Source organism: Microbulbifer variabilis ATCC 700307 (assembly GCF_000380565.1).
In the GTDB taxonomy this organism is placed as follows: Bacteria; Pseudomonadota; Gammaproteobacteria; order Pseudomonadales; family Cellvibrionaceae; genus Microbulbifer; species Microbulbifer variabilis.
Genome location: NZ_AQYJ01000027.1, coordinates 451311 through 477410, shown reverse-complemented (window position 1 = coordinate 477410; position 26100 = coordinate 451311). Strand labels below are relative to the sequence as shown.

26 protein-coding genes are annotated in these 26100 nt (G+C 54.0%); 12 read left to right on the top strand and 14 right to left on the bottom strand.

Annotation, left to right across the window (positions count from 1 at the left end; all coding sequences use genetic code 11):
* Positions 1–96 precede the first annotated feature (96 nt).
* From G367_RS0115295 to ubiE, 5 genes are read right to left on the bottom strand one after another with little or no spacing between them, the layout of a single operon-like run.
* Entirely contained in the window at positions 97–435 is a 339-nt protein-coding gene (locus G367_RS0115295; protein ID WP_020414024.1) for a phosphoribosyl-ATP diphosphatase, read from the bottom strand.
* 8 nt (positions 436–443) lie between these two features.
* Positions 444–845: a phosphoribosyl-AMP cyclohydrolase gene (gene hisI, locus G367_RS0115290; RefSeq protein ID WP_020414023.1), complete on the bottom strand. Its 402-nt coding sequence runs from the start codon at positions 843–845 to the stop codon at positions 444–446.
* A gap of 45 nt (positions 846–890) precedes the next feature.
* Positions 891–2501, bottom strand: coding sequence for a ubiquinone biosynthesis regulatory protein kinase UbiB (gene ubiB, locus G367_RS0115285; RefSeq protein WP_020414022.1), 1611 nt, complete (start codon positions 2499–2501; stop codon positions 891–893).
* Positions 2502–2503: 2 nt separating this feature from the next.
* Complete coding sequence (locus G367_RS0115280) at positions 2504–3133, bottom strand: ubiquinone biosynthesis accessory factor UbiJ (protein ID WP_020414021.1); 630 nt, start codon at positions 3131–3133, stop codon at positions 2504–2506.
* A gap of 53 nt (positions 3134–3186) precedes the next feature.
* A complete protein-coding gene (ubiE, locus tag G367_RS0115275) occupies positions 3187–3936 on the bottom strand; it encodes a bifunctional demethylmenaquinone methyltransferase/2-methoxy-6-polyprenyl-1,4-benzoquinol methylase UbiE (RefSeq protein WP_020414020.1) in 750 nt (249 codons plus the stop codon).
* Between the two features lie 139 nt (positions 3937–4075).
* On the opposite strand from ubiE, the gene G367_RS0115270 reads away from it, so the two are divergent.
* Positions 4076–4891 (top strand): CHAD domain-containing protein, encoded by an 816-nt coding sequence (locus G367_RS0115270; protein WP_020414019.1) that lies wholly within the window; start codon positions 4076–4078, stop codon positions 4889–4891.
* A gap of 60 nt (positions 4892–4951) precedes the next feature.
* Here the strand turns inward: G367_RS0115270 and G367_RS0115265 are convergent, their stop codons facing one another.
* From G367_RS0115265 to G367_RS0115230, 7 genes are all read right to left on the bottom strand, one after another.
* Positions 4952–6523 (bottom strand): alkaline phosphatase, encoded by a 1572-nt coding sequence (locus G367_RS0115265; protein WP_020414018.1) that lies wholly within the window; start codon positions 6521–6523, stop codon positions 4952–4954.
* Between the two features lie 15 nt (positions 6524–6538).
* Positions 6539–8074 (bottom strand): alkaline phosphatase, encoded by a 1536-nt coding sequence (locus G367_RS0115260; RefSeq protein ID WP_020414017.1) that lies wholly within the window; start codon positions 8072–8074, stop codon positions 6539–6541.
* A 243-nt stretch (positions 8075–8317) separates the two neighbouring features.
* Entirely contained in the window at positions 8318–8692 is a 375-nt protein-coding gene (locus tag G367_RS0115255) for a gamma-butyrobetaine hydroxylase family protein (protein WP_020414016.1), read from the bottom strand.
* A complete protein-coding gene (gene hslU / locus G367_RS0115250) occupies positions 8693–10009 on the bottom strand; it encodes an ATP-dependent protease ATPase subunit HslU (RefSeq protein ID WP_020414015.1) in 1317 nt (438 codons plus the stop codon). It abuts the gene before it with no gap.
* A gap of 82 nt (positions 10010–10091) precedes the next feature.
* Entirely contained in the window at positions 10092–10631 is a 540-nt protein-coding gene (gene hslV / locus G367_RS0115245) for an ATP-dependent protease subunit HslV (RefSeq protein WP_020414014.1), read from the bottom strand.
* Between the two features lie 254 nt (positions 10632–10885).
* Positions 10886–11446: an SPOR domain-containing protein gene (locus tag G367_RS0115235; RefSeq protein ID WP_020414012.1), complete on the bottom strand. Its 561-nt coding sequence runs from the start codon at positions 11444–11446 to the stop codon at positions 10886–10888.
* A gap of 82 nt (positions 11447–11528) precedes the next feature.
* A complete protein-coding gene (locus G367_RS0115230; protein ID WP_020414011.1) occupies positions 11529–13742 on the bottom strand; it encodes a primosomal protein N' in 2214 nt (737 codons plus the stop codon).
* 364 nt (positions 13743–14106) lie between these two features.
* Here G367_RS0115230 and rpmE point away from each other — a divergent pair, with 364 nt between their 5' ends.
* The 9 genes from rpmE to G367_RS0115185 all read left to right on the top strand — a co-directional run bounded on the left by rpmE (position 14107) and on the right by G367_RS0115185 (position 21025).
* Positions 14107–14319 carry a 50S ribosomal protein L31 gene (gene rpmE, locus G367_RS25715; RefSeq protein WP_083922744.1) on the top strand — a complete coding sequence of 71 codons (213 nt, stop codon included), beginning with the start codon at positions 14107–14109 and terminating at the stop codon, positions 14317–14319.
* A 350-nt stretch (positions 14320–14669) separates the two neighbouring features.
* On the top strand, positions 14670–15923 hold the full coding sequence (locus G367_RS0115220) for a malic enzyme-like NAD(P)-binding protein (protein WP_020414009.1): 1254 nt from the start codon (positions 14670–14672) through the stop codon (positions 15921–15923).
* Positions 15924–16045: 122 nt separating this feature from the next.
* Positions 16046–16477, top strand: a complete 432-nt coding sequence (locus G367_RS25215) for a hypothetical protein (protein WP_157533538.1) — start codon at positions 16046–16048, stop codon at positions 16475–16477.
* A gap of 81 nt (positions 16478–16558) precedes the next feature.
* Positions 16559–18142, top strand: coding sequence for a glutamate--cysteine ligase (gshA, locus tag G367_RS0115210; RefSeq protein WP_020414007.1), 1584 nt, complete (start codon positions 16559–16561; stop codon positions 18140–18142).
* 49 nt (positions 18143–18191) lie between these two features.
* Entirely contained in the window at positions 18192–18794 is a 603-nt protein-coding gene (locus tag G367_RS0115205) for an acyl carrier protein phosphodiesterase (RefSeq protein ID WP_020414006.1), read from the top strand.
* Positions 18791–19282 carry a disulfide bond formation protein B gene (locus G367_RS0115200; RefSeq protein WP_020414005.1) on the top strand — a complete coding sequence of 164 codons (492 nt, stop codon included), beginning with the start codon at positions 18791–18793 and terminating at the stop codon, positions 19280–19282. Before G367_RS0115205 ends, G367_RS0115200 begins: the two co-directional genes overlap by 4 nt.
* A gap of 35 nt (positions 19283–19317) precedes the next feature.
* Positions 19318–19701 (top strand): CidA/LrgA family protein, encoded by a 384-nt coding sequence (locus tag G367_RS23970; RefSeq protein WP_157533537.1) that lies wholly within the window; start codon positions 19318–19320, stop codon positions 19699–19701.
* Entirely contained in the window at positions 19695–20387 is a 693-nt protein-coding gene (locus G367_RS0115190) for an LrgB family protein (RefSeq protein ID WP_020414003.1), read from the top strand. Before G367_RS23970 ends, G367_RS0115190 begins: the two co-directional genes overlap by 7 nt.
* Positions 20388–20557: 170 nt before the next feature.
* Entirely contained in the window at positions 20558–21025 is a 468-nt protein-coding gene (locus G367_RS0115185; RefSeq protein ID WP_020414002.1) for an Rsd/AlgQ family anti-sigma factor, read from the top strand.
* Positions 21026–21209: 184 nt separating this feature from the next.
* Here G367_RS0115185 and bamJ read toward each other — a convergent pair whose 3' ends face one another.
* Positions 21210–22001, bottom strand: coding sequence for an FKBP-type peptidyl-prolyl cis-trans isomerase (gene bamJ, locus G367_RS0115180; protein ID WP_020414001.1), 792 nt, complete (start codon positions 21999–22001; stop codon positions 21210–21212).
* A gap of 456 nt (positions 22002–22457) precedes the next feature.
* On the opposite strand from bamJ, the gene G367_RS23965 reads away from it, so the two are divergent.
* Positions 22458–23378, top strand: a complete 921-nt coding sequence (locus G367_RS23965) for a hypothetical protein (RefSeq protein ID WP_020414000.1) — start codon at positions 22458–22460, stop codon at positions 23376–23378.
* A 155-nt stretch (positions 23379–23533) separates the two neighbouring features.
* Here G367_RS23965 and G367_RS0115170 read toward each other — a convergent pair whose 3' ends face one another.
* A complete protein-coding gene (locus G367_RS0115170; protein ID WP_020413999.1) occupies positions 23534–24049 on the bottom strand; it encodes a TIGR02444 family protein in 516 nt (171 codons plus the stop codon).
* A gap of 109 nt (positions 24050–24158) precedes the next feature.
* Between G367_RS0115170 and G367_RS0115160 the strand changes: the two genes are divergently transcribed.
* Positions 24159–26075, top strand: coding sequence for an ATP-binding cassette domain-containing protein (locus G367_RS0115160; RefSeq protein ID WP_020413997.1), 1917 nt, complete (start codon positions 24159–24161; stop codon positions 26073–26075).
* Positions 26076–26100: the final 25 nt, after the last annotated feature.

Genomic DNA, 26100 nt, shown 5'->3' with positions numbered 1-26100 from the left:
ACGCTAAGCTGCCACGGGCTATCATTGGTAAACTGCAATTTTGGAAGCCTTCAACTACTACAGCAAAGACTCCTGAATACTTTCGATAAGCGCTTGTTAGCCCTTTTTGGGTCGCGCGGCTTTCTCCACCAGACCTGAAAGGCCAAAACGCCGGCCCAATTCCTCCAGCACATCCTGCGAATCTGCACCCAGATGAGAGAGCATCACCATTGAGTGAAACCATAAGTCCGCCGTCTCGGCGATCATATCCTGATTATCGCCGCTGGACTGTGCGTCTTTCGCAGCGAGAATGGTTTCCGTGGCCTCTTCGCCGACCTTTTCCAGGATTTTATTCAGGCCTTTTTTGTGCAGACTGGCCACATAGGATTTCTCTGCGTCTTCCTCACGCTTGCGACTTTCTAAGACGGCGTCGAGCTGCTGTAACAGGTCACTCATGCAGGGGCTCACTTGTAAATGGCTTTGGGGTCTTGAATCACAGGTTGATTCACCTGCCACTCACCATCCTGTAGTAGGTTGTAGAAGCAGCTGCTACGCCCAGTATGGCAGGCTATACCACCTTCCTGTTCCACCATCAGGAGAACGGTATCTCCATCACAGTCGAGGCGCACCTCGCGCACTTTCTGTAGAAAACCGGAGGTTTCGCCCTTGCGCCATAGGTTCTTGCGCGATCGCGACCAATAAACCGCGTAACCCTCGCTGGCGGTAAGGGCCAGAGATTCGCGATTCATCCATGCCATCATCAATACCCGGCCACTTTTATAATCCTGGGCTATGGCTGGTACCAGGCCGTCACTATTCCAACTGACCTGGTCAAGGAAATCGGTTGTCGCTTTTGCTTGAGTCAATGTCCCTTCCTTCAGAGTTCCAAGTGTAGGTCGGCCCAGACATATCTAGGGCCAGAGCAACAGTACCAGGGCAGCGATACCCAGGGCCCAACCCGAGGGCGGTAACTGCTCCAGCCACTGGGGCTTGCTCAAGACGAGAGCTCCTGCAGCAAGGATTACGCCGCCTACACGGCGCAAGTACTGCCAACGCCCACGACGCTGGCCACTCGCCAGTTTCTCGCCGATATTCTCCAACTGTGGTGCCAGTTCCCGTGACTGCTCCAAGGCGGAATACACCAGTTGCGGCATCTGCGGGAATTTCTCCAACCATTCGGGACCGTAACGCTTAATTTCGCCCACAATGGTTTTCGGGTGGATGCGGTCACGCATCCAGCGTTCCAAAAATGGATGGGCAGTCTTCCACAGATCCAGCTGCGGATAAAGCTGCCGACCCAGGCCCTCGATATTCAACAGCGTCTTTTGCAGCAATACCAATTGTGGCTGCACTGCCATATCGAAACGTCGCGCGGTCTGGAACAGGCTGATCAGCACCCGCGCGAAAGAGATCTCTCCCAGCGGTTTCTCAAAAATGGGTTCGCATACGGCGCGGATCGCCGCTTCAAAAGTATTCACCGGCGTATCGGCCCGCACCCAACCACTCTGTACGTGCAGCTCAGCCACCATTCGGTAGTCGCGGCGGAACATGGCTAAAAGGTTGCGTGCCAGATAGTACTGGTCCTCACGCGAAAGGCTACCGACAATTGCAGTGTCGATGGCAATATACTGAGGACGTTGTGGATGCTCGCGGGAGACAAAAATATTGCCAGGGTGCATATCGGCATGGAAGAAATTGTATTCAAATACCTGTTTGAAAAAAATTTCCACGCCGCGCTCGGCAAGCAGTTGCATATTAGTATCCTGAGCGCGCAACTGCGCCAAATCGGTAACCGGGATGCCCTCAATACGCTCCAGTACTAACACGCTCTCACGTGTGTATTCCCAGTACACTTCAGGGATATACAGCAGTGGAGAGTTATTGAAATTACGCCGCAACTGGGTGCCATTGGCCGCCTCACGCACCAGGTCCAGCTCTCCCTCAATGGTGTGGCGATAGTCCTCCACTACCTCCACCGGGCGCAGGCGTCGCCCATCGGGCACAAAGCGCTCAATACCGCGGGCTAATACCCCCAACAGACGCAAATCTTCCTGGATTATTTCACCAATACCTGGGCGCAGCACCTTTACAACCACTGATTCACCAGTGGTGAGCACCGCAGCATGTACCTGTGCCACCGAAGCCGCAGCCAAGGGCTCGCGCTCAAAGCTCGCGAAAACTTCGTCGACACTGGCCTCCAAGGCCTCTTCAATCAACGAGATACACTGGTCGCTTGGGAAGGGAGGCACCTTGTCTTGCAGGTAATCGAGCTGCTCGACAATATCTGGCGGTAACAGGTCAGGGCGGGTAGAAAGCAACTGACCAAATTTGACGAAAATTGGCCCCAGTTCCTCCAGGGCTCGACGCAGGCGCTCACCGCGCTCCATCTTTGGCTGTGGCAATAGCTTCAGGGGAGCCAGTATCCCTCGCAGCCACAAAGGGCGGCGCTCGGCGGGCAATAGCTGATCGAGACGATAGCGCAGGAAAACCCGCGTGATAGTAAAACTGCGAAAGAGCGGCAAAACTACTCAGCCTCCCTGCGGGAGAACTGCTCTTGCAGCAAACGCACCCGTGCTTCCAGGCGCTCAGTGGCCAGAGACAGCTCAGCGAGATCATCGGCAAAGGCCTCAAATTGCGCCTGTGGTGGGGTCAACTGCCACTCTTCGCTGATGGTTTCCGCAGCCGCAACAGGTGCGCGACTGAGACTGGCGCTCAACCAACTGCCGGCACTGCGCAATACATTGCCGATGGAGTGAGCGGGAATATCGCCTATCAATTGCGCCAGCGGCGCCTCCCAGTCGATATCCAGATCACTCATCATCCACTGCAATTCTGCCAGCAGAGCACTAGAACCACTGATTGAGACCCCCAGGGCCGCGGGCGTGGCATCCGGGTCTTTTAGAAGACGCACAAGAGAAATAGCCGAACCACTGATAGAAGTGGTGACATCTCCCTCCCAATGCTGGCGGACAAATACTTGATCGCCCTCAATGCACAAACAACACTGTAGTTTTGGAGCGGTTAGATCGAGCGCCATAACTTTACCATCCAGCTCCTGCAGACGAGCGCGAGTAGCCGGGTCATATTGCAGGGCGGTATTAATGGCGGTTTCCAGCGCAGCATCAAAACCCGCGCGATAAGTGGGATCGCTCATGGCAGTTATTGGCCTCGTGCCATCACTTGCAGGTAAATCACGTCAAACGCCAGTTAGGGCTTGATGCCACGGTGCAACGCAACAATACCGCCAGTCATATTGTGATATTCACAATCGACAAAACCGGCATCCTCCATCATCTGCTTGAGGGTTTCCTGGTCTGGGTGCATACGAATGCTCTCCGCCAGGTAACGGTAACTTTCCGCATCATTGGCTACCAATTTGCCCATAAATGGCAGTAGGCGGAAAGAATATTGATCGTAGACTTTTCCAAGCAGTTTCGACTCTGGCTTGGAGAACTCGAGCACTAGCAAACGCCCGCCGGGTTTGAGCACCCGTAGCATGGAGCGAAGCGCTAGGTCTTTGTCAGTGACATTACGCAGACCAAAGGCGATAGTTATGCAGTCAAAGGTATTATCCGGGAAAGGGAGGTATTGGGCATCTGCCTGCACTGGCACCACATTGCCGGCGATACCGCGGTCCAGCAGGCGATCGCGACCAACCCGCAACATCGATTCATTGATATCCGCCAGTACCACCTGACCACTGTCACCCACAATACGCGAAAAGCGGGCGGTGAGGTCGCCAGTTCCCCCAGCAATATCCAAAATTTTCTGTCCCGGCCGCGCGCCGGATAATTCGATGGTAAAACGCTTCCAGAGGCGGTGAATCCCCCCAGACATTAAATCGTTCATTACATCGTAGCGCGCTGCCACTGAGTGGAACACTTCTGCCACACGACCGGCCTTTTCCTCCACCGGGACCTCTTGGTAGCCGAAGTGGGTGGTCTTGCGATCCTTCATGCTGTGCTGCCTACTGAGCCAAATTCTGGGGAGCCATTGTACATCTACGAAGCCGGCGGAACACAGCCCATCATCACCCCCTTTGGAAACTCGCTAAAATTGATCCATAGAAACCGGAACGAAATACTGGTCAGGGCTCATGAGTTATCGGCTCGATTGCAACGTACTTCCAGAGCATGGACTTCGGCAAGTTGCCCTGGCGGAAATCAATACTGCAATCAGCCATACAAAACAGCTTCCCAGTGAGCATGCAGTGCACGAATTGCGTAAGCACTGCAAGAAATTACGCGCTCTACTGCGCCTCGTACAACCAGTTTATCCACTCTTATTCCAGAGTGAAAACATTCACTACCGCAACCTGGCCCACAGCCTCGCTCAGAGCCGCGATCCGGTTTCTATTCGAGGAGCCCTACTTGCGATAGCCCCGCCACACCACTTTCCGACAATGCACACACTGCTGCGCCATATGCTGCATTTAAAAATAGATAAAAGGGCCCTGGCACAGGTCGAACCGTTTCTGATTCAAAGACGGGGGCGTATCGGTAACTGGTCATTAGAGGATGTTCGCTGGGCTCATTTAGAACGCGGATACTGTCGAGGTTACCGGCGAGCGCGAAAAGCTTGGTATCAGGTGCAAAAATTGGATAGCGCGGAGAATCTGCACCAATTGCGCAAACGAGTAAAAGACCACTGGTACCACAGCCGACTGCTTGAAGAAAAATTTCCACAGCCAGCCGCATTACGCTGTGAGCCACTAAAACAATTGGCCCAAGTTCTTGGCGATTGGCGCGACGCCTATTTACTTTGCCGCTTGGCAATTGCCACGGGAGAGAGCCTCGGGAAAGAGCTGATACCAATCTTGGAACTGGGTGACTGGCGCAAAATGAGGCTTCGTCGGGAAATAGAGACTCTTTGCTCTGCGCTCTTCATTAAGGCAAAGTTGAAAGTCAGATAGAAAGTAAAACAGCGCAGGGAAATACCTGCGCCATTGCATTGAAACAAATAACCTCCGAATTTATTCGGCGTCCTGCTCCAATAAACCACCTGAGCGTGCCATAACGTGGAATAGGTAGTTCTGCTCATTGGTACCACTCACCAAGTGTGCACCCGGCCCGCGAGCCCATACGCCTACATCCTCTCCAGCGTGAGACTCGCTGCTCATGGGCACCAGTGCATCCTGCTGGTAATCAAGTGCGACAGTGTCAGTGCTTGTGAGATCATGCCGGCTACCGTCATCATTGGAGCTGTAACCCGGGCCATTGGCATAGGTCAAGGTTGTGTAGGGCAGGCCATCTTCAGCTAATGAAGGAGAGGTTTTAGCCTCACCACTGCTGTCATTACCAATCACCTTGCCAAGAATCGGGTTGCCGCGGGTGGGATAACCGGCAATCGTCATCACATGGCTGTGGTCCGCAGTAACGACTATTAGAGTATCTTCTGCACTGGTGTTATCCATTGCATACTGGATAGCCTCTGCAAATTCCACAGCATCGGTCAGTGCGCGGTGGGCGTTGCCAGCATGATGGCCATGGTCAATACGACCGGACTCTACCATAAGGAAATATCCCTTGTCGTTTTTCTGCAGGAGTTCGAGACCTTTAGATGTCATCTCAGTGAGGGAGGGCTCACCCGCAGTATCTTCCTCACGAACAGCTTCATACTCCATGTGGGAAGAGTTGAACAAACCCAGTAACTTGTCGGTTGCAGCGCTGTCTACAGCATTAAAGCCTGTGGTGTCTTCTACGTAAGCAATATTGTTCACACCGTCGTTGTAACGTGTCTTCCACTCATCCACCAAGTTGCGCCCGTCTTCTCGACGCCCGGCTTCCCCCTCGATATCTGTGACGTCACTGGGCAAGAAGTTACGGCGGCCCCCTCCCATTACCACGTCGATACCATCACCAGCCTCCAGCTCAACCAGCTGCGCGGCAATATCAGTGCAACCATCAGGAGCAGACGCTTCCCAGCCACGCTCAGGCACCTTGGCATAGGTGGCTGCCGGAGTAGCGTGGGTAATTCTCGCGGTACTGATAATACCGGTGCTTTTGCCCAGATCCTCTGCCAGCTCAATGGCAGTGGTAAGAGGACGCTCCAGACTGGCGGCACAATCGCCGCGCGCCACATCTTCGGCAACACTTAATACGCCGGCCTTGGTTTTAACCCCGGTAACTAGAGCCGTCATAGTGCCAGCGGAGTCCGGAGTTTGCTGGTTGGTATTGTAAGTTTTCACCAAACCAGCAAAAGGCATTTTTTCAAAGCTCAGCTGGTGCTCCTCACCGGCGAGGCCCTGCTGTTGACCGGCGAGGATACGCGCTGCAGTCACTGTAGAAATACCCATGCCATCGCCGACAAACAGGATGATATTCTTTGCTGCGCCAGGAGTATTATTAATTGGCTGTGCCTGCGCAGCCTCTACAGCCTCTTGGCCCTTTTTGAACCAGTCGCTATCGAGCTGCCCCTGGGGGAGGTTCAACACATCTTCTGGCTCTGGCAGTTCAACCGGATTCGAGCTGGACTTGTCATCACTGCAACCAGCGGCCAGCAGGGCTACGGAGAAAGCCAGCAGGGTCTTTTTAAAATGTCTCATGGTGAATTACCCCAATTATTCTTCTGTCAACGACAGGTCAGTCGCAGCAGTCATCACATGGAAAAGCGCACTTTGCTCCAGGCTACCCTGTACCAACTTGGCTCCAGCACCAATGGCATGCAGGCTGATATCTTCACCCGCGTGACTCTCTGATTCCAGGTGAACTAGAGCCTCCTGATGAAAACCCGGTGCCTCGGTGTCTACGCCAGAGAGATCTTTACGGCCGGTATCAACAGCTATGCCATAACGTTCATCCGCATCGGTATTCTCACCCAGGTCGGCAAAGCCCAGACCATTGGCATAGGTCAGCGTGGTAAAAGGCAAGTCGTCCGATGCGGTTTCCAGTTCCGCCTTGGCTGCGCCGCTACTGTCATTCTCAACCACCTTGCCGAGAATGGGGTTACCACGGGTTGGATAACCGGCAATGGTCATCACATGGCTGTGGTCCGCAGTCACCAGGATCAGGGTGTCCTCAAGATCCACCTTATCCAGTGCAGCTTGTACCGCATCCGCAAAGGCAATCGCATCGTGCAATGCGTTGTAAGCATTACCTGCGTGATGGCCGTGGTCGATTCGACCAGACTCCACCATCAGGAAATAGCCATCGCTATCTTTCTGCAGGAGTTCAATAGCAGTACCGGTCATCTCGGCGATACTCGGCTCGTCGCTCTCCTTAGCAATACGGTCCGCATCGTAACTCATATGGCTGCTTGTGAAGAGCCCCAACAGCTTGTCTGTAGAGGCGAGATCCACGCTCGCCAGTTCAGCTCCAGTCTGCACATATTCAGCATTCTGTTCACCTTCATAGCGCTGTAGCCACTCATTGGTAAGATCGCGCCCGTCTTCACGCTTGCCACCTGTATCGGTCGTTGTAAAACTGCGACGGCCGCCACCGAGCATCACGTCGATGCCATCCCCATATTCCAGTTCAATCATTTGCGTGGCGATATCCACACAATTTCCTTCAGCTTCGTACTCCCAGCCACGCTCTGGACTACGCGAATAAGTGGCGGCGGGCGTGGCATGAGTCAGTCGCGCGGTTGAGACGATGCCAGTTGATCTGCCACGATTTTCCATCAACTCGAGGAAAGTATTCAGTTCTTTGCCTTCAGCACTGGCGCAATCAGCACGCAATGCATCTTCCTCAATATTAATGACTCCGGCGCGGGTTTTTACACCGGTCATCATCGCAGTCATGGTACCGGCAGAGTCCGGGGTCTGCTGGTTGGTGTTATATGTTTTGATCAGGGCGGAATAGGGAAACTCCTCAAAAGAAAGGGCATTTTCCTCACCATTCTCACCGCGCAGTTGACCCTCAAGAATACGTGCAGCAGTCAACGTGGATATACCCATACCGTCGCCGACAAAAAGAATGACGTTCTTTGCAGTCTTTGCTTCTCTGGAGAGGGCAGTACGCTCTTCCAGACGATCGGCAGCGTCGGTATACCAGTCACTTTTGGTTTGGTAGTCAGGCAGGCTTGCGGCAGAAACCGCTGAAGCGAGAGGAATTAAACAAAAGGCGCTAAGCGCGCGGGCAAGTTTGTTTGCCACGATGAGCCTCCGGAACTCGTAAATTTGGCGAGCATTAGAGTCCGGAAATATGACAAAAGAATTACGCGCCGATTAACTTCTGGCTTTCATCGCCACAAAGCTTAGTACGGGCGTTAAGACTGTAAAAACACAACCATAGCAATATTACAGAATTGCGAAAAAACAGTGAGAGATTATTGTTTTTTCAGTATTTTCAATGGGTGGGGAAATAGACAAGTGCACCGCTATACGGCGCACCCCGTACTAGCCGATAAACTTCACCACACTTTCATCAGGATCGCGTCCCTTACCCTCAGCGCGCAACCGCTGCAGGTAGCTCTCCCAGTTAGCATTATATTTCTCGGCGAGTTCACGCAGGTATTCCCAGGTATAAATACCTGTGTCGTGGCCATCATCAAAATCGATTTTCAGCGCATAGCGACCAGCGGCCTCTATTTTGTCGATACCCACGTGCATTTTTCCATCCACCAGAACCGGGGCACTGTTGCCATGACCACGCACCTCGGCACTGGGGGAGTAGACGCGCAAATACTCTGCCGGCAAGGTAAAGTCGCCATCAGCAAATACCAGCTGCAAGTTTTTCTCTGCGCGATTTAATCGGATTTTTTGCGGTTTCATTTACAGGATAAAACGCGAAAGGTCCTCATTTTGGCTGAGCTCGCCCAGGTGGGTATCCACATAGGCAGCATCTACATTCAGGGTCTTGTCTCCGTCACCAGCATCGAAGGAAATCTCCTCCAACAGGCGCTCCAGTACGGTGTGCAATCGACGCGCACCAATATTCTCCGTGCGCTCATTCACCTCGTAGGCCACCTCTGCAATGCGGCGGATTCCGTCTTCAGTAAATTTCAGCTCCAGGCCCTCTGTAGCAAGCAGAGCTCTCTGCTGCTCGGTCAGGGAAGCGGATGGCTCAGTGAGAATGCGCTCAAAGTCTGCCGAAGTGAGCGAGCTTAACTCCACACGGATTGGCAGTCGGCCCTGCAACTCTGGGATCAGATCCGATGGCTTGGACAGATGGAAGGCACCTGAGGCGATAAACAAAATATGGTCTGTCTTGATCATGCCGTACTTGGTGTTAACAGTACTGCCCTCAATCAGTGGCAGTAGATCTCTCTGAACACCCTCACGAGACACATCGGCACCGCCACTCTCCTGACGCTTGGCCACTTTGTCGATTTCATCGATAAAGACAATACCGTTCTGTTCGGCGGCACGAATCGCACTGGTTTTAATATCTTCATCATTAACCAGCTTGGCCGCCTCTTCATCAGTCAGCTGCTTTATGGCCTGCTTAACCGGTAATTTGCGCTTGCGGGTCTTGCCCTGGGACATATTCGAGAACATGCCCTGTAGTTGATTAGTCATTTCCTCCATACCTGGAGGCGCCATAATCTCTACGCCCACTGGCGCAGCTGCCATATCTAACTCCACTTCCTTATCGTCGAGTTCTCCCTCCCGCAATTTCTTACGAAACAACTGGCGGGTACTGGAATCCTTGTCATTGGGCTCAGTGGAGCGCGCTGGCGGCAATAAGGCATCTAAGATACGCTCCTCCGCAGCATCCATAGCACGCTGCTGCACACCGGACATAGCCAGCTCACGCTCCTGCTTCACAGCCATCTCGACAAGATCGCGTACGATCGACTCCACATCGCGGCCAACATAGCCCACCTCCGTGAACTTGGTTGCTTCTACCTTAATGAAGGGCGCATTGGCCAACTTTGCCAGACGGCGGGCAATTTCAGTTTTGCCCACACCGGTGGGGCCAATCATCAGGATATTTTTCGGGGTGATCTCGGCGCGCAAATCCTCGGTCACCTGCATGCGGCGCCAGCGATTGCGCAGTGCAATCGCTACGGCGCGTTTGGCGTCCTGCTGGCCGACTATATGGCGGTCGAGCTCATGGACGATTTCTCTGGGGGTCATCTGGGACATATCAATTCAATTCCTGCAAAACATATCGGCGGTTCCCTTTGAGGGACCGCCCGGCCAATGGCGCCTAAAGAGCGCGAGGCACTTAAAAATTCAATTCTTCGATGGTGTGGTTCTGGTTGGTGTAAACACAGATATCACCGGCGATTTTCAGGCCCTGCTCAACAATTGCACGGGCATCCATATCGGTGTTGTCGAGCAAAGCCCGTGCCGCAGACTGGGCAAAAGGCCCACCAGAACCGATGGCGATCAGGTCATCTTCCGGCTGAATAACATCACCATTGCCGGTCACGATCAGGCTGGCAGTCTCGTCGGCCACAGCTAACAGGGCCTCGAGGCGGCGCAGGGCACGATCGGTACGCCAGTCTTTGGCCAGCTCCACAGCGGCGCGGGTCAATTGCCCACCATGGGCTTCCAGCTTGGCCTCGAAGCGCTCAAACAGGGTAAAGGCATCGGCGGTACCGCCGGCAAAACCGGCAATCACCTTGTCCTTATACAGGCGACGCACCTTGCGCGCATTGCCCTTCATAATGGTGTTACCCATGGACACCTGGCCGTCGCCGCCAATCACAACTTTGCCGTTGCGGCGACAGGATAAAATGGTGGTTCCGCGATACTGTTCCAATGGAGACCTCTCGGATTACGCGTGAGCTTCAGCGCAGAAGGTGGTTACCAATCGCGCCGGGAATTTCATTCAGGTTAGATAAGTGAGGACGGCACGCGCCGATTTCAATAAGGAAGGGGCAATTGCTGTACCCGGAACCCAGTATCCACTGTGGTTTTTTGCTTCAAAGCCAAAGCCGCCCACGTTAATTTGACCAAAAGTGAGAGAGTAAATAGCTTTATCTACCATGCTGGGCAGAAAGCCCTGCACATTAATCAGTTGGCTGGACGTTTCAGCACCAGCGGCATCAGTCTGTGCTCAGCCAGTACCTGTCGGGCCTTTGCCATACGCGAGCGGTTGTCGAAAGGCCCAACCAAGACTCTGTGCCAGGTTCCGCGACTATCACTAGCTGACTCGACTTTAACATCCAGATTGGCCAGGGTAAGTTGCACACGCAGGCGCTCGGCTTCAGCCGCCTCACGAAAGGAGGCTGCTTGCAGAATGTAAACCTGTTGTGGGGGTTCACTAACTGCCCCCTGCCCGGTATTGGAATCCTGCTGACGACGAGCGGGCTCGGCCACCTTGGGGGGAGGTACGGAAACCTCGTTTTCCTTCAGCATTGTGTAGAAATCAAAGCGCGGCTGAGTGCGCTCCTCAACCCTCGGTTTGGCCGCCTGTGGTTTGCCACCGCTAGCGCCTTTACCCTCCCCAGCAATACCGTATTGCAGAAGCAGAAATACCGCGAAACCGCCAACAATATTTCCCAGGAAGAACCAACCCCAGGCGGGTTTTCCCGCAGAACTTTTACTGCGGCGATTGGTTTTGCGACGGCTCATTGAGGATTTCTTCCCTGGGTGATCTGCTCAGCAGGGGAATTGTACCGCCAATTAGGCTGGGGGCATTGAATTCCAGCAAAATTTACGACAATTCCTGTGCATCCATATCTATCGCCCAGCGCAGACGACGGTTTTTATTTCCCTCTGCCCAGACACATAAGCGCGCCAAAAGAGGCTGCAGTTGCGCGCGATTCTGCGCAGTAACCTGTATATAGAAACGGAAACGCCCGGATTTGCGCTCCAACAACGCGGGCACTGGCCCCAGATACTGTAACTGCGGTGAAGGGGGTGCCAGGGACTGCATAAACATTCTCGCATTGTGCAGGAACTCCTCAGCCCAGGAGGGCTCTTCGCACTCCGCCCGCACGAGAGCCATTGCATTGGTAGGGGGCAGCTGCGCCACCGCGCGATCGCGCAGTAATTGGCGCGCAAAACTACCGTAGCCTTTCTCCAATAACATCTGTAACAGGGGGTGTTCAGGAAATCGGCTCTGCACCAGTACCCGACCGCTCAGACTGCCGCGCCCTGCACGTCCAGCCACCTGCTCCAGCAACTGACCAGTACGCTCCGGGGCGCGGAAATCTGCACTAAACAGGCCACCATCCGCATCCTGAACTACTACCAAGGTCACCCGCGGCAAATGGTGACCTTTAGCCAGCATCTGGGTACCCAGGAGCAAACAGGGCTCTCCATCGCGCGCCGGAGCCAACAACCGGTCCAAGGCCAGCTTACTGGTCGTGGTGTCCCGATCCACACGGATTACCGGATATTCGGCAAAGCGCCGCGCCAACAACTCCTCACTGCGTTCAGTACCCCCACCCAGGGCGGAGATAGATCGGCTGTGGCACTGGGGGCAACTATCAACTAGTGAACAACGGTAATCGCAATGGTGGCAACGCAACTGACGCAAGCGCCGATGCATGGTGAGCTTGCTGGAGCAGTGGGGGCAATCGGCCAACCAACCACAATCATCACAGGTGAGGGCGGGAGCGAAGCCGCGCCGGTTAATAAAAACCAAAACCTGTTCACCACGCGCCAGGGTTTCCCCTATATGGCGAAGCACCTGGGGGGAAAATCCCTCCTCCAGCGGCTCGCGCAGAGTGGGTACCACATGGATCTGCGGAGGGCGCGCATCCCCCGCGCGCTGGCGCATGCGCAAATGCTGGTAACGGCCATTCAACGCGTTATGCAGGGTTTCCAGGGAGGGCGTGGCGGAGCCCAATAGCACCGGAACATTGGCATTGCGCGCCACCACCACTGCAAGATCCCGAGCTGAGTAGCGCACACCATCCTGTTGCTTAAAGGAAGCATCGTGCTCCTCATCCACTATCACTATGCCAAGTCTCGGCATTGGCGTCATAATCACCGAGCGGGTGCCAATCACAATATCGGCCTGCCCCGCCACTGCAGCGAGCCAGGACTGGGCCCGCTCGCCTTCAGCCAGGCCTGAATGCAGAGCCGCAATGCTGCGCTTGGGGAAACGCGAAGCTATACGCCGTAGGGTCTGAGGGGTAAGTCCTATTTCTGGAACCAGGAGTAGCGCCTGGCGCCCCTCAGCCAAAACCCGCTCCATCAATTGCAAGTAAACTTCGGTCTTGCCACTGCCGGTAGTGCCCTCAAGGAGGGAAGCGGAATAGTGGCCGCAATCCACCGAATCCAATACCTTTTGCTGTTCTTCACTCAATTGCGGCGCCGGAACCGGTTCTGCTACCGGTAGCGGTGGTGGAACGGTAGGGCCAGAGCTCCAATTAACAAGGCCGCGCTCCTGCAAGGCGCGCACTATCGTCGATGTATGCCCCAGGGCTTTCAGGTGAGTACGGCTTTGCTTTCCCTCACTGAGCAACAGTTGCAACAGGGCTTGTTGTTTTGGTGCCCGCGCCAATGCTGACTCGGGCAAACCCTTGCCCTCGGTAGTGAGCTGCAACCATTGCTCGGCCCAGTGGTCTGCGGGCTTGCCCTTACGCAGAGCGGCGGGCAGTGCGGCTGCATACACTTCACCAATCGGGGCCTGGTAATAATCGGCGATCCAGGAAAGGAATCCCAGACTGACTCTACTAAACAGCGCCGTTTGGTCAATCAGCTCCAGGGCGGGCTTTAAATGTGCAAACGATGACTTCTGCACAACGTCTACCAATACCGCAACCAGTTTGCGCCCGGCAAAGGGCACCCACAGCCGCTGCCCTGGTATTAATGTCTGCGGATCCAGGCCCTCTGGAGGCAGGTAGTCGAACAGGCGCCGCAACGGTACTGGTACCGCCAAGCGTAAAATGACATTCTGTTGGACTGCCTGTTCCACCTCACCCCCACGAACCTCGGTAAAAGGCGCTAGTGTACTGACTGCTCCGGCAAGATACAGAGGCCGATTACTTTTTTATATGGCAATGTGTAACCACCAGGTCGGTTAGCCTTCCTAAGCCAGGCCCGGCTCTATGCTTACCAACACCCCAAAGAGGCAATACCGAGATATCCAGATAAGTCCATTGGCTGAATAAATAGCAATTTAGTGACTGGCTAGGTCCCGGTATTTGGACTTGAACCCCGACGCTAATCTGATAGTATGCGCCGACTTTTTAATCAGCCTGGAACCGGTCCGGTTCCTGCTCCAACGACGATACCGTGCCCGGCAACAGATCGAGTGGCGGTTTCGAAAAGAGGCAATCATGAAAGCAGATATCCATCCTAACTACACCGACATCACCGCCACTTGCTCCTGCGGCAACGTAGTCAAAACCCGTTCTACCCTGGGCAAAGACCTGCAGATCGATGTGTGCTCCCAGTGCCACCCCTTCTACACTGGCAAGCAAAAGCAGGCTACTACCGGTGGACGCGTGGACCGCTTCAAAAAGCGTTTCGGCAGCCGCATCGGCAAGTAAACCGAACATTGGGATGCCTGGCATCTCGGAAGAGGGCATTGGGGCCACCCCAATGCCTTTTTTTTTACCCTTAATACCTATATCTGCTCAAAGGTATGCCCCACGGGCAAAATCGATTCGAATTGCTTAATGTTGTCGATTTTGACGATAAATTTATCCTTCAAAATCACACATTAGCAACTGATCATCCTGAAATTAGCCACTTACTAAGGGCAAAATAGTAAGAAGTACTAGTTTTAGCCTTCCATTAAGCTTGTGGCTACAAGTGCCCCTCGGTTATTCTCTGGCACCCGCAGTAACCGGGATAGCACCGCAGCGTTATCCCAAGTTTTCGAGAGAATAGCCCCCAAATGACGGATTCATTGCGCCAGGCAGCGCTCGATTACCACGCGCTCCCCACTCCCGGCAAACTTTCAGTTGAGCTGACTACTGCCGCCGAAACCCAAGAGGACCTGTCCCTGGCCTATAGCCCAGGGGTAGCCGAACCGGTACGCGAGATAGCCAAAGACCCAGAGGCCGCTTATCAATACACTGGTAAGGGCAACTTGGTAGCTGTTATTTCTAATGGCAGCGCCATTCTCGGCCTCGGCAATCTGGGGCCATTGGCTTCCAAGCCCGTTATGGAGGGGAAATCACTTCTGTTCAAGCGCTTCGCCGATATCAATTCGGTGGATATCGAGGTGGACGTCAATAGCCCGGAGCAATTTATCCAGACTGTTGCCGCTATCGCCAATACCTTTGGCGGCATCAACCTTGAGGATATAAAGGCGCCGGAGTGCTTCCATATTGAAGAGGCACTGATAGAGCGCTGCCCGGTACCGGTATTCCACGACGACCAACACGGCACAGCTATTGTGACCGTAGCGGGAATGCTCAATGCACTGGAAATCCAGGGTAAAAAAATCAGCGAAGTGCGCATGGTATGCCTGGGCGCTGGCGCAGCTGCTACCGCCTGCTGCAAGCTAATGTTGGCTGCCGGTGCGCGCAAAGAGCAAATCACCATGCTCGACAGCCGTGGGGTAATCCACTCCGGGCGCACCGATATCAACGCCTACAAAGGCGAGTGGGCACGGGATACCGATATGCGCACCCTCGACGATGCCATAGCCGACGCGGATGTGTTCCTCGGCGTATCCGGACCAGACCTGCTATCTGCCGAGCAGCTGCAACGAATGGCACCCAGGCCGGTAGTCTTTGCCTGCTCCAACCCCAACCCGGAAATCAAGCCGGAGCTGGCCCACAGTGTGCGCGAAGACCTGATTATGGCTACCGGGCGTTCGGACTATCCAAATCAGGTCAATAATGTGCTGTGCTTCCCCTTTATTTTCCGCGGCGCTCTGGATGTACGTGCGGCACGGATCAATGAAGAGATGAAACTCGCGGCAATCGAAGCCATCCGCAAAATTGCCCACCTGCCCGTTCCCGACTCAGTTCGTGAAGGCTACGGTGGTATAGAACTAAGCTTTGGCTACAACTATATTTTGCCCAAGCCCACAGACCCGCGCCTGCTGCCCGAGGTCGCTGCTGCAGTAGCCCGCGCGGCAGTGGATAGTGGCTGTGCTCGCCTGCCTTACCCCGAGCACTACCCGCTGAAATCTGTATAGCCATCCCCACCTCACCCCGTGGGAGCGGGCGTTTGCCGCGTTCGCTCTCACGGACTCCTTGAGCCATACAGCACCCGTCGCTAAACTGCCTTTCTGTCACAGCATCAAAGTTGCCCAACATAATGAGTCATGTGTATGTGCTGGCCAATCAGCACCAGCAGTTCCTGAGCAAAAGTGGTGAATGGCTGGATGGCCGTGAGCCCAATAAACTGTTTCGCAGCGAACACAAAGACGTCGCCATCAATCAGATGTTCGAAGCCAACACACGTGATGTCAGCCTGCGCATCGAATTGCTGCAATGTGAGCTGAATAACAAGGGACAACCGCTAGTACCAGAAGAGGCCCTTGCCGACATTTCTCCTCTGCAGGGTGACCCGGAAATTGAGCCGAACACGCCAGAGGAAATGCCTGCGCAGGAACCTCCTGAGCTGGAGCCCCAGGCAGAGCCGGAGGTATCCCCGGAACCGGCTCCCGAGGTTGTACCTGAGCAACCCCCAGAAGAAACGCCCGCTCATCCCAGCGAGAAAACATCGGAATCAGAGTCAGCCGCTTGAGCGGTAACTCTCACTGAACCGGCACCAGTCGCTCTATCCAGCGATGCAAGAGAAAGTTCCGGTAGTACCAAGGAGATTCGAGTGCCTATTCCCCATCTGGCCGCCCTGTCTCAGGCCAAACCTGTGCAATTACTCAAGGGCATACGCCGTGGACTCGAGAAAGAGAGCTTGCGGGTTGCCAGTGACGGTACCTTGGCGGCAACCCCCCATGCGCAAACACTGGGCTCAGCCCTCACCCACGAGAGTATCACTACCGATTTTTCCGAGGCGCTGCTGGAATTTATCACACCGCCGGTAGCCACCCCCGAGGAGGCGTTGCGGATACTCGACCGTATCCACCGCTACACCTATAGCCAGATCGGCGATGAGCGCCTGTGGGTCAACAGCATGCCCTGTGTAATCGGTACCGATAATGATATCCCGGTAGCCCGTTACGGCAATTCCCATAGCGGTGCCATGAAAACTATTTATCGGCTCGGTCTTGGCCTACGCTACGGCCGCGCCATGCAGACGATCGCCGGTATCCATTACAACTTTTCTCTGCCCGATGATTTCTGGCTGTGGTTGCACGAGCTCGAGGGCAGCAGCGAGTCCTTGAGTGAATTCAAGACCCGTCGCTACTTTGATTTGATCCGTAATTTCCGCCGCAATTACTGGCTGTTGATTTATCTGTTTGGCGCAGCGCCAGCTGTGTGCTCGTCTTTTGTGGAAGGGCGTGAACACAAGCTTGAGGCGTTTAACGGCGATAGCCATACTTTACACGTCCCCCATGCCACCTCACTGCGTATGGGCGACCTGGGCTACAACAGTGATGTGCAGCAATCCCTGATCGTTTGCTACAACAACCTGCGCAGCTACCTCTCAACATTATGTTCTGCCATCAGTCGTCCCTACGGCCCCTATCAGGAGATGGGAGTGAAAGATGGCGATGAAAATTACCAACAGCTGTCTACCGGCATACTGCAGATCGAAAATGAATTCTATTCGCCCATTAGGCCCAAAAATCCGGCCAAGCGCGGTGAGACAGCCCTGGCTGCTCTGAACAATCGCGGGGTCGAGTATGTCGAGGTCCGCTGCCTCGATCTAAACCCGTTTATGCCTCTGGGTATTGATGCCCAGCAGATGCGTTTCCTCGACAGCTTCCTGCTTCACTGCCTGCTCACAGAAAGCCCCAAAACCAACGATACCGACTATCGCGCTACCCAGGAAAACCAGCAGCGCATTGTCTATCGCGGCAACGAGCCAGGCCTGTTGCTGCGCTCCGGCAATGGCGAGCGCAAACTCGAAGACTGGGCTTCTCAGCTTTTGGGGGAGATGAACTCCGTTGCTGAGCTGCTCGACAGTGCTTGGGGTGGCGACCAGTACCGCTGTGCCGTTGGCGTTCAGCGTGCAAAAGTGAAGGGGGAAATCCCCACTCCTGCGCAGCAGATCTTAGCCGAGATGGATGCGCAGAAACTGAGCTTCTACCAATGGGCCATGGAAAAAGCCGAGCAGCATCGACACTACTTTCTCGAGCGCCCTCTCGACAGCGATTCAGTCCGGGACTTCTCCCGTCAAGCTGAGGAATCGCTGCTCAGGCAAAAGCAGGTGGAAGCGGAAGATAAAGGCTCTTTTGAGGAGTTCCTCAGCCACTACTACGCACAATATATTTGTTGTCAGGACTAGTCGGCCACCGGCGTCTGACCGGGTGTGCGGGCTCGAACGGATCGATAGTATGAACTACCTCGCACACCTGTTGCTGTCCGGCCCCGAAGCGCGCTGGCGCCTGGGTGGACTCCTGGGTGACTTTGTCAAAGGGCCACTGGTTGGCGAAAGGCCCGCAGCCATTGAGGCCGGCATCAAGTTGCACCGGCGGATTGATGCGAGTACGGATGAACATACCGCCTACCGCGACGCCCTGGCAAGCCTGGACCCCAGGTGGCGCCGCTATGCCGGTATTGCGCTGGATATTTGGTTCGATCACCTGCTGGCACAAAATTGGCACACATGGCACCCACAGAACCTGGAAGAGTTCTGTACCGAATGCTGGAGAGACTTTCGCAGCGACAGCGCGTATATTCCGCCGCAAGCCAAAGCGTTTATGGCGCGTGCTGAGCAGTTTAAACTGCTGCAGAGCTACCGCGAAGAGCAAGTGGTAGCCCTCACTTTGGAGCGGGTTGGGCAGCGCTTGCGCCGCCCGGTGGCCCTACAGGAAATGCTGCCCGAGCTGATCGCCGGGCGGGAAAAGCTGGAACACAATTTCAATAAACTACTGACCGACTTGAATCTCGAAGCCTCCCGGTTTCGGCAGCATTATTCAGGATCTGATAAATCATGACCTTACCCAACCCACGCATCACTTTTCTGATTGTTTTCCTAATGGTTGCCTTCCTGCTGGGCTCTGCGTTCTACTTGGAATACGTTCGCGGCCTGGAGCCCTGCAAGCTCTGTATCACCCAAAGGGTAATGCTGCTCGGTGTGGGAGTGGTTTCCCTGATTGCCTTCCTGCACAACCCGGCCACCATAGGCAGGCGCGTCTACGGTCTGCTGGTATCCATCTGGGCCCTGGGCGGACTTTACTTTGCCGGCCGCCAGTTATGGTTGCAGAGCCTACCCGAAGACCAGGTGCCCGCCTGTGGTCCCAGCGTGAGTTACATGCTGGAAGTTTTTCCCATGGCCGATGTTCTCAAGGCACTTTTGAGTGGTGACGGTAACTGTGCAGAAGTCCAGTGGACAATGATGGGCCTGAGTATTCCCGGCTGGTCCGCGATCGGCTTTGGCGGCCTGGTCCTATTCGGTGCCTGGCAGGCATTCCGCAAAGCTTGATAAAAAATGGCGGCTCCACCGGGCCGCACTCCAAAATGACTCCACCCGCCCTGAGCAACATATTTCACTGGCTGATTGGCACCGCCATTCTGTTTGGTTGTGAACGCCTCGGCACCCTTGCCAGCACAATGCTCGCACTTCCTGTTCCCGGCGCGGTGGTAGGTATGCTACTGCTACTATTTGGGTTGATGGTGAATGGAGGCATACCACGTGGCCTCGCCCAAATCAGTGCCCAGCTGCTCTTCCTGTTGCCACTACTTTTCCTGCCCGCTGCAGTGGGCGTCTTTTTTCTACGTGACCTTGCCCCCGCAGACTGGCTTGCGCTGATCGCTGCGGTTGTAATCGGCACCCTAATCAGCCTAGTCCTGTGCGCCATGCTACTGCAGAGGCTTTTAAACAAGGCCGGTAGTAAATGGTAGTGGCTAACTGGCTGCACAGCTCTCTGTTTGCCTTACCGCTGAGTCTGGTGGCTTTCTGTATCGGCGTGTACTTTTACCGCCGCAGCGGTACAGTACTATTGCACCCAATAGTGACCGCCAGCCTGATAGTAGCGGCGCTGCTCCATACCTTGAATATTCCCTACAGCGATTATCAGCACTCCAGTACACTGCTCTACGCACTACTCGGTCCAGCAGTAGTGGCCCTGGCAGTGCCACTGAAACAGAATCTGGCAGTGATTCGCCGGGCCGGCTGGCCACTGCTGGTAACGATTGCCGTAGGGGCAGTCCTGGCACCGGTTGTCGCTATCATAATCGCCCTTTTATTTGGCGCCGGGGAATCCGTATTACTGGCTCTCAGCGGCAAATCTGTCACTACCCCGATTGCCCTGGCTTTGGCCGAAAAAATCCACGCAGCATTGAGCCTCACCGCGGGCATCGTAGTCCTCACTGGAGTGGTTGGTGCCCTGGCCGGACCACCGTTACTAACTCTGCTCGGTATTCGCGATAAGCGTATCCTCGGGGTGGTTCTAGGTATAAACGCACATGCCGTAGGCACCGCTCGCGCTTTCGAAATCAGTGCCCTTTGTGGCGCCTGCTCTGCCCTTGCCATGGGACTCTGCGGCGCGCTGACTGCACTGGTCCTGCCGCTGATTATCAGTAGCTGAACAACTTTCAATTCCCCATAATCGAATTCGCACATCTGTCACAGTATTTTGGCGTAGTTTACCCCCTCTATCTTGCTGCCGGCGGGGGAATCTCCTATCTTCCATAAAGTCTTCGACATCGGCAATAAAGCTGGCCACTGCGGCAACAGTAACAAAGGGACATATTGGAGATGCTGGAAAATTGCAAATCGGCGCGGGAGCGCTGGGGTGGTGTAAGCGAAATAATCGACCGCTGGTTACAGTCGCGGCAAAATTTGCTGGTGAGCTTCTATCATCTCTCTGAAAAAAAAGAGTTCAGTGAAGACGACCCTGAAACTGAGGATCGTGTGCGCCAGTTGTGCCAGCTGTTGGTGGATTATGTCTCGGCAGGTCACTTTGAAGTCTATGAGCAATTAATGCGAGAGGGCCAGGCATTCGATGACAAGTCGGGACTTAAAAAAGCCTGTGAGCTGTACAAAGATATCGATACAACGACAGACATCGCCGTCGATTTCAATGATAAGTACTTAGAGACAGATGATCTCTCCAGCCTGGCCCCGGATCTATCCGAACTCGGGGAGGCGTTGGAAACTCGATTTAGCTCCGAAGACAAGATGATCGCCCTGCTGCATACCGCACATAAAAACCAGATTGTCTGAAAGCAGCAATAAAAAACCGCTCTTATAGTTCGCAATTTAACTCCTGTTACTGTGAAACTAAATGTATTTACAATTTTCTATTGGTTATTCGAAAGCGGTTTACTAGCGCTCAAAAGCTTCCTACCAAAAAATAAAAAAGGGCGCCCTTTAGGCACCCTTTTTCAGTAAAGTCTAAAAAGTCAGATTATTCAGACTTTGGCTCTTCCTTCTTTTCTTCTTCTTTTTTCTTGGGCTCTTCTTCACCGCCAACATTGGCCTTGTGCAACTCCACTTCAAAAATCAGGGTCGCATTCGGGCCGATTTTGCCACCGGCACCACCGGGGCCATATGCCAATTCAGAAGGAATATAAAGTTCCCACTTGGAACCTTCCTTCATTAGTTGCAGGGCTTCAGTCCAACCTTTGATAACGCCGTTTACCGGAAACTGTACCGGCTCACCACGGGCGTAGGAGCTGTCAAACTCCTCACCGTTAATCAAGGTACCTTTGTAGTCGACTTCAACAGTGCTGCTGGCGGAAGGCTTGCTGCCGGAACCTTCAGTAATCACTTTGTACTGCAGGCCTGAATCAGTGGTAATCACACCTTCCTTTTTCGCATTCTCTTCGAGGAACGCCTTTCCTTCAGTCAGGTTTTTATCAGCAGTTTCCTTAAACTCCTGTTCCTGCTTGGCCAGCATTTCCTGCTGCTTCTTCTGCATCTGCTCCTGGAAAGCAGCAATGGTCTGTTGCTTATCTTCGTCTGTCAGACGCGATTCATGGTCACTGGCAACATCATTGAGTGCCATCAACACCACCTGAGGGTCCAGCTTCACGTCCTGGGCTTGAAGACGCTTGGCCATATCTTCAGCAATGATATAGCTGACCTTCTTCTCCTGGGTATCCAGGGTAACTTCTTTTTCCTGCTTGGATCCCTGTTCGTTACAGCCGGTCAGCGCCAGGCCAAGGGCAATTGCTGCAGCCAAAGGGTATTTATTCATGGATGTTGTCTCTTTGTCCGTATTGCGTTTATGGATTCGCGCTTGACCTTGGTCCAACGCCATCAGCGGTTTCTCGGGCAATGCTGTTGCGGCCTCCAGCCGCTAGGCGCACGCTATCCGCCAGTGCGCTCAAGTCTAACCCAAGGCGACAGCCAGTGCATACCGATGACTTTCACACTGTGCAGGACACCACATTCCCTATGCCAGTTCCGGTCTCTTCCATAAAAAAACGCAACCCGCGCTTTTTTCACCGCACTCGGCATACATTTTTATTAAAAACAGCGCTATTATCGACGAGTCACCGGTTATTGTTCTGGACTGTTTGAGGTGCTTTTCAGTTTTGGGGCAATATTGCAGTGCGCGCGTCTCTTCTTCAGCGGTATCGATCGTATTTAAGGCAAGGCTAGTGCACCACCCGGAAGTGCCAATCGATAATAAACGTCAGGACATTTACTCATGGCTGCCAAACGAAAAGCTGTCAATCCGGTCGCAGAGCTGGAAGCACAAATTTCCAAGCTCTCTGCAAAACTGGATAAAGCCCGCAATAAAAAAGTCACCGATGCCGGCAAGGCGGTATTAAAAGCCGGAAAAGCTCTGACTTCGGCAAAGGAAAAACTGGCCAAGGCCAAAACCAAGCTTAGCGAAGCCCGCGCCGCGGCTAAAACGGCCAAGACCGCCGCTGCACGAAAACGAGTCGATACCGCCAAAGCCAATGTGGAAAAACTCAATGAAGTATTCCAATTGGCTAAGAGTTCGGCAGCGGAGGCCAAAGATAGTCAATCCCTAGCTAAAGCCGAGCTTAAAGCTGCAGAAGCAGTGCGCAAAATCGCAGCCAGAACAGAAAAAGAGCTCGCTAAGAAGCAACCCAAAGCTAAGAAGGCTCCAGTAGTTAAAAAAACTGCTGGAGCTAAAAAGGCTACAGCAAAAACTGCCACTAAAGCTGTGAAAGCAGCTGGTACTAAAACGAGCAAAAAACCAGGAGCTAAAAAAGCTACTGAAAAGAAAGTTGCTACTAAAAAGGCCAGCGTACGCAAAAGCACTGCAAAAGCTACAAATTCCACTGCGAAGAAAGCCGCTGCCAAACCCGCTAAAGTCAGCACTACTCACAAAGCGACAAAGCCCGCCAGCAAAAAAGCAACCTCAGCCAAAGCTGCTTCAACAGCAAAAGCTTCTGTTGCGGCTAAGCCTAGATCTGAAAAGCCTGTGCAAGCAAAAGGCGGTGACTCCGTTACCGTAGAAAAAGCTCCAAAGGAAGCAAAAGCCTTTGTAGCTACCGAAGAGAAGAAGCCGGTGGAGTCCACACCTCCTAACCCAACTATTACACCAACCACTCCCGCCAACAGCCTGTTCTCCTCGGAAAACCGTAGCAGCGAGTGAGGGCTTCAGGCAATTGATTTACTGCGCCCAGCCGACCAACGCTCTCGATTGGCGGCAAGGGCGCAAACTTAGCAGATTTTTGCCTTATGCGACTCCGTTCTCCAGACAGGTCATGTGAGTTCATCCCACAAACAGGTCCCTGTTAAGCCCGGCGCTTATGGACTGTTGGTTTTTGTCTTACCCAGACTTCTCGATTGTGTCATAAAACTCTCTATCAACTCTGACCAGTAGGCCTGCTCTTTTTGTAGCAGACCATACTGCTGCCCAGCCAGCTCCAGGGCAGGACGATCCCCCGGCCACTCCTCAACGCAGATTTTCCAAAGAGCTGCTAACTGCAAGCGCTCAAGATTCAGCTCATAGCGTTTAAATAAATCATAAATCCGCTGGCTATGGGGGCGAAAGCGCCCCAGCAAGCATCGCAGGTGACGAACACTCGTGATTATCCTACGCCTCGGCGCCAGGCCACGATCCGCAACACGCCAACCCTCTTCACTCAGCTGATGACCACAGGCAGTGGCATAGCTCGCCCACAGCATCAAGCACACATCCGCACCTTTTTTATCCTGGCAACTGAGTAGGAATTCCTCCACCTCTTCATGGCGGTAAAATCCCAAGCTGAACTGCCACAGAGGGTTTTCCTGAGCAGAAGATGGAGGTGAACTATTTGTCACGTTAGAATCCCGACCTTTTGTTGATCGGCGCTTATGTAGAGGCGGCGATTGAATTCAAATACGTCGAATAGCCTAGCACCCATCGGCCTGTTCATATGAGGTTTTTCCAGTGATCAATTTGCAAGGTGTCTCCCTGCATCGGGGTGAACGTGACCTGTTGGACAGCGCAGATTGCCGTATATTTCCCGGCCACAAAGTGGGAATTATCGGTGCGAATGGCTGCGGCAAGTCAACCTTATTTAAGCTTTTACTCGGCCAGCTGGAAAGCGATGCAGGTCAGGTAGACCTACCGAGCACCTGGCGTATCTCGCATATGGCCCAGGAAGTTGAAGCCAGTGAACAATCCGCCCTTGATTATGTTCTCGATGGCGATCAAGAGCTTCGCCAACTGCAAAGACAATTGGCCCAGGCGGAAAATAGTGATGATACCGATGGCCATAAGCTGGGAGAGCTGCACGAGCGTATGGCCAGTATCGATGGCTACAGCGGGCCAGCGCGCGCCGCACAGCTGCTCGATGGACTGGGATTTTCCCACGCAGATCAACAGCAGCCAGTACGCAGCTTTTCCGGGGGCTGGCGTATTCGCCTCAACCTGGGGCGGGCGCTGATGTGCCCCGCTGATCTGATGTTGCTCGACGAGCCCACCAACCACCTGGACCTAGATGCAACCCTGTGGCTGGAGCAGTGGTTACAGCGCTTTCCCGGTACCCTGCTGATTATTTCCCACGACCGCGATTTTCTCGATGCGGTCGTCGATGGCATTGTCAGTTTTGAACAGCAAAAACTGGTGCTCTATAGCGGTAATTACAGCGCCTTCGAGCGCACACGCGCAGAGCGCCTGGCACAGCAACAAATCCAGTTCGAAAAGCAGCAGGCCGAACGTGCGCACATGGAAGACTTTGTGCGGCGTTTCCGCGCCAAAGCGAGCAAGGCCAAACAGGCACAGAGTCGCATTAAGGCACTCGATCGCATGGCCCAGATTGCCCCAGCCCATGTGGACTCTCCCTTTCACTTCACCCTGCCTTCCGCAGAGAAAACCTCCAACCCGCTGATCGATCTGCGCGAAGCGGAAATCGGCTATGCCGACAAGGTAGTGGTGAGCAAGGTACAACTGGGTATCCAGCCCGGTCGCCGCATTGGCCTGCTTGGTCCCAACGGCGCAGGTAAATCTTCACTGATCAAAACCCTCGCCGGGGAGCTGCCGCCACTGAGTGGCGAGCGCCAATGTGGAGAACACCTGGCAATTGGCTACTTTGCCCAGCACCAGCTGGAAGCCCTCGACGGAGCCGCCTCGCCACTATTACACCTGCAACGCTTAAGCCCAAATGCCAGTGAACAATCACTGCGGGATTTCCTAGGTGGCTATGGCTTTGTCGGAGATCGGGTTTTTGAAACCGTCGCTGGTTTTTCCGGCGGCGAGAAGGCGCGCCTGGCGTTGGCTATCCTGGCTTGGCAGAAACCCAATCTGCTATTGCTCGACGAGCCCACCAACCACCTCGATCTAGAGATGCGCCACGCTTTAACCATGGCACTTGCGGAGTTTCCCGGTGCGATGGTTCTGGTTTCCCATGATCGTCATCTGCTTGCCAATACTACCGATGAGTTTATTCTGGTTGCCAATGGCCGCGCTGAACCCTTTAGCGGTGATCTCGATGACTACAAACAGTGGTTGCTGAGCTTTAACCGGGATAAACGGCGCGACGAGAAATTCACCGATAATAACGAAATTCCCGAGAGGTCTGCTGAAGACAAAAGAACACAGCGCCGCGCCGCTGCCGCGCTACGAGAACAGCTAAAGCCTCTTACCAATAAGCTGAAAACGATTGAACGGCAAATCTCTACAGCAGAGAAGAAACTGAACCAGGCTCAGGAAAAGCTTGCAAACGAAAATCTGTATAGCGGCGGCCAGCAGGAGGAAATCTCCCGCCTCAATAAAGTGCAGTCAGAGCAGCGCGAAATTCTTGATACCCTGGAAATGGAGTGGCTTGAAATTTCTGAACAGGTGGAAGAGTTGCGTGGAGAGTAACACCTCTACCCACCTATTCTTACAG

Excerpts from the sequence above, each read along its gene's own strand:
- G367_RS0115185 (WP_020414002.1), top strand. The coding sequence starts at position 20,558 with ATGCTGGAAAATTGCAAATCGGCGCGGGAGCGCTGGGGTGGTGTAAGC.
- G367_RS23965 (WP_020414000.1), top strand. The coding sequence starts at position 22,458 with ATGGCTGCCAAACGAAAAGCTGTCAATCCGGTCGCAGAGCTGGAAGCA.
- G367_RS0115200 (WP_020414005.1), top strand. The coding sequence starts at position 18,791 with ATGACCTTACCCAACCCACGCATCACTTTTCTGATTGTTTTCCTAATG.
- G367_RS0115190 (WP_020414003.1), top strand. The coding sequence starts at position 19,695 with ATGGTAGTGGCTAACTGGCTGCACAGCTCTCTGTTTGCCTTACCGCTG.
- G367_RS23970 (WP_157533537.1), top strand. The coding sequence starts at position 19,318 with ATGACTCCACCCGCCCTGAGCAACATATTTCACTGGCTGATTGGCACC.
- G367_RS0115280 (WP_020414021.1), bottom strand. The coding sequence starts at position 3,133 with ATGAGCGATCCCACTTATCGCGCGGGTTTTGATGCTGCGCTGGAAACC.
- hslU (WP_020414015.1), bottom strand. The coding sequence starts at position 10,009 with ATGTCCCAGATGACCCCCAGAGAAATCGTCCATGAGCTCGACCGCCAT.
- G367_RS0115270 (WP_020414019.1), top strand. The coding sequence starts at position 4,076 with ATGAGTTATCGGCTCGATTGCAACGTACTTCCAGAGCATGGACTTCGG.
- G367_RS0115255 (WP_020414016.1), bottom strand. The coding sequence starts at position 8,692 with ATGAAACCGCAAAAAATCCGATTAAATCGCGCAGAGAAAAACTTGCAG.
- G367_RS0115295 (WP_020414024.1), bottom strand. The coding sequence starts at position 435 with ATGAGTGACCTGTTACAGCAGCTCGACGCCGTCTTAGAAAGTCGCAAG.
- G367_RS0115235 (WP_020414012.1), bottom strand. The coding sequence starts at position 11,446 with ATGAGCCGTCGCAAAACCAATCGCCGCAGTAAAAGTTCTGCGGGAAAA.
- bamJ (WP_020414001.1), bottom strand. The coding sequence starts at position 22,001 with ATGAATAAATACCCTTTGGCTGCAGCAATTGCCCTTGGCCTGGCGCTG.
- G367_RS0115220 (WP_020414009.1), top strand. The coding sequence starts at position 14,670 with ATGACGGATTCATTGCGCCAGGCAGCGCTCGATTACCACGCGCTCCCC.
- ubiE (WP_020414020.1), bottom strand. The coding sequence starts at position 3,936 with ATGAAGGATCGCAAGACCACCCACTTCGGCTACCAAGAGGTCCCGGTG.
- rpmE (WP_083922744.1), top strand. The coding sequence starts at position 14,107 with ATGAAAGCAGATATCCATCCTAACTACACCGACATCACCGCCACTTGC.
- G367_RS0115265 (WP_020414018.1), bottom strand. The coding sequence starts at position 6,523 with ATGAGACATTTTAAAAAGACCCTGCTGGCTTTCTCCGTAGCCCTGCTG.
- G367_RS25215 (WP_157533538.1), top strand. The coding sequence starts at position 16,046 with ATGAGTCATGTGTATGTGCTGGCCAATCAGCACCAGCAGTTCCTGAGC.
- G367_RS0115205 (WP_020414006.1), top strand. The coding sequence starts at position 18,192 with ATGAACTACCTCGCACACCTGTTGCTGTCCGGCCCCGAAGCGCGCTGG.